Origin of the sequence: Mesorhizobium sp. M0615 (genome assembly GCF_040320805.1) — a bacterium.
Classification (GTDB): Bacteria; Pseudomonadota; Alphaproteobacteria; order Rhizobiales; family Rhizobiaceae; genus Mesorhizobium.
This window is the reverse complement of record NZ_JAMYQI010000048.1, coordinates 1-909: the sequence shown is the minus strand read 5'-3', so window position 1 is coordinate 909 and position 909 is coordinate 1. Positions and strand designations below refer to the sequence as shown.

The window sequence follows — 909 nt, the reverse complement described above, 5'->3', positions numbered from 1 at the left end:
AGAGACCGTTTTGAAAATCGGCTTGCCGGGGGTTTCGTCTGAGGCTGGGTTATGATTCAAGCTTTAGATGTGGACAAAGCAGAGCCGTGGCCGGATGGCCCAGATCGCCAAGAAGACCAAGCGCTACCCGTCTGATTTGACGGACGAGGAGTGGGAGCAGTTCGCACCGCTGATGCCCAAACCTGGGCGTCGCGGCCGTCCGCGCGAGGTTGATTTCCGGGAGGTGGTCAACGCCGTGCGCTACCTGGTCCGCTCGGGTTGCGGTTGGCGGATGCTGCCGATCCATTTCGGACCCTGGCAAACGGTCTACGGCTGGTTCCGCGAGTTGGCTCGGCGCTTTCTGTTCCAGACCATCCACGACGTGGCGCTGATGCTGGATCGCGAACGAGCCGGGCGCGAGGCCAGTCCCACGGCTGGTGTGATCGACAGCCAGTCGGTCAAGGCTCCGCAAGCTGAAACAAGGGGTTATGACGCCGGCAAGAAGATTGTCGGCCGCAAGCGACACATTGCCGTGGATACGGATGGGCGGCTGTTGATGGTCAATCTCACCACCGCCGACATCTCCGACAGTGCCGGCGCTCAGGCGATCCTGGATGGTATCCGCAGGCGCTGGCCCTGGGTGAAGCATCTGTTCGCCGACGGCGCCTATGACCGGCTGAAGCTCATGGACAAAGCCACCTATCTCGACTTCGTGGTCGAGATCATCCGTCGATCCGACGACCAGAAGGGCTTCCAGATCCTGCCCCGCCGCTGGGTCGTCGAGCGGACCTTCGGCTGGATAACAAGATGGCGCCGCCTCGTGCGCGACTACGAGCAGCGCATCGACGTCTCGCAAGCCATGATCCTTGTCGCTATGGGCGGCAATCTCATCCGCCGAAACGCTCATCCGTGAATTTCAAAACGGACTCT

At 61.4% G+C, this 909-nt stretch carries 1 protein-coding gene; it reads left to right on the top strand.

Going from position 1 to position 909, the window contains the following annotated elements:
- Positions 1-67: 67 nt before the first annotated feature.
- Complete coding sequence (locus tag NKI46_RS30900; RefSeq protein WP_352749729.1) at positions 68-892, top strand: IS5 family transposase; 825 nt, start codon at positions 68-70, stop codon at positions 890-892.
- Positions 893-909 lie beyond the last annotated feature (17 nt).

What these genes read in the sequence shown, in the direction of transcription:
- NKI46_RS30900 (WP_352749729.1), top strand. Translation starts at nt 68, where the DNA reads ATGTGGACAAAGCAGAGCCGTGGCCGGATGGCCCAGATCGCCAAGAAG.